This is a genomic window from Sediminitomix flava, assembly GCF_003149185.1.
Lineage (GTDB): Bacteria > Bacteroidota > Bacteroidia > Cytophagales > Flammeovirgaceae > Sediminitomix > Sediminitomix flava.
Genome location: NZ_QGDO01000030.1, coordinates 1 through 1,792 on the forward strand (window position 1 = coordinate 1; position 1,792 = coordinate 1,792).

Consider the following 1,792-nt stretch of genomic DNA (forward strand, 5'->3'; position numbering starts at 1 on the left):
AAAATAGAAAAATAAAATAAAAAAGTAGGTAACAAGGGGCATATTCCACAGCCATATGCGATGCAATCTGGCTGCGATACCATGCCCGAGACGTTGGCGGTCATAGGTATGTTATACAAAATCAATACAATTGGCAACAGAAACGAATAATGAAGTATTTTAACTTAAGAACATTAATAGTATTTCTTGCGCTAAATACCGTCACTTTGACTCTGAATAACATTTGGACTTCTGATAAAGGATGGTTACCATTTATAGCGTCTCTCTTTATTGGTTGTTCAATATTATTTTGGCTGATTCAATCAATAATATCATTAATTAGAAACGCAAAATTAAAAAACGAATACTTCTATTATTTCGGACTTGGGCTCTGGAATATTTTAATAACAATAGATTATTTTAAACTACGAATATTTGAAAGTACCATTTCAGATTTTGTGAGTTTGTTACCTTACGTCGTAATGATTCTGTTTTGGCTCTTACCAATTAAGGTATTTTGGAGTATTGAAAAATAAACGAACAGCCAACAAGGGGCATATTACACAGGCAGCTATGCGACGCAACCTGCCTGCGATATCATGCCCAAGTCGTTAGCCTTAATCATAGAGAGAAATATTTATTCTACTCATTATGCATAATTTTGAAGATTTATTTTTACCTGATAATATCCCTATTTGGTTTTTTGTATTTAACTATTTGACCTTAATTTCAATATTAGCTTGGCCTTTCATTCTTTTCGGGTCAATATTTATATTCGATAACCCTCCTAATTTGTTTGTCGGTATATTGTTTTTTCTTTTGATTAATAGCTATCCATTAATTCAATTAGGTTTAATAGTATTGAGTTTTTGGTTATATGAGGATTATAAAATGATAGCTATTTTGATACCGATATTAGTTTACGGATTTGTTTTACGATTTGTACATACTTTCTTTAAATAGCTTCTCTCAATTCAAATATTAGGTGAATAAGGGAGGGATGACATAAGTTTAGATGAAGGGAGTTTATAATGAATTGTGTCGCATATAATTTCAAATTATCTTTAAGATTTGAGGTTTTAAACCCATATCCTTGTAAATTCTTATTTCCTCAGATATAATATTATCTAGATATCTAATTTGGAATAAAATAAGGCTAACAAGGGGCATAGTCCACAGGCATATGCGACGCTATCTGCCTGCGATACCATGCCCGATACGTTGTGCTTCATTAAGTCTAGTAGATGAGTTCTGTTACGTTAATCAATTCTGAGAAAATCAAAACGATTCTCTATTTGGAATTTGAAGGAGTATGTGGTATTGGTTCGGATTCAAATATTGATTGCGATAAAATTCTAGAGATTGCAGTTGATAGAGTAGAGAAGTTTAATGGTTGTCAAGGCTTAATTTTTGACTTTAGATCAATGAATTATCAATTTGGTAATAGATTCCTTCGACTTTTTAATACGAATAATATCAAAAGGAATAAATATTTTCCGATTTCTATAATTACGACAAGTGAAAACATAGAGAATTGGAGATCATTGATTGAATACGCAAGCCTTGATATTGAATTTCTAAATGTAGAAAAAGCCGTATTTCATTTAGAATTTCAAAGCGCAATATCTTCAATTAGAAGGCGATTAAATAAAAAATAAAAACGAAGCACAACAAGGGGCATAGCCCACAGGCAGTATGCGACGCTATCTGCCTGCGATACCATGCCCGATACGTTGGCAATCATAAATAAGTAATCTAGCATGGGATTTTTTGATAAACTCTTTAATAGAGATACAAATCAAGACAAGCAATC

At 32.0% G+C, this 1,792-nt stretch carries 1 protein-coding gene; it reads left to right on the forward strand.

Going from position 1 to position 1,792, the window contains the following annotated elements; genetic code table 11:
• Window positions 1-1,274: 1,274 nt before the first annotated feature.
• The gene (locus BC781_RS25335) at window positions 1,275-1,637 is read left to right on the forward strand and encodes a hypothetical protein (RefSeq protein ID WP_146201794.1); all 363 of its coding nucleotides are present in this window, start codon (window positions 1,275-1,277) and stop codon (window positions 1,635-1,637) included.
• The last annotated feature ends 155 nt before the right edge of the window (window positions 1,638-1,792 follow it).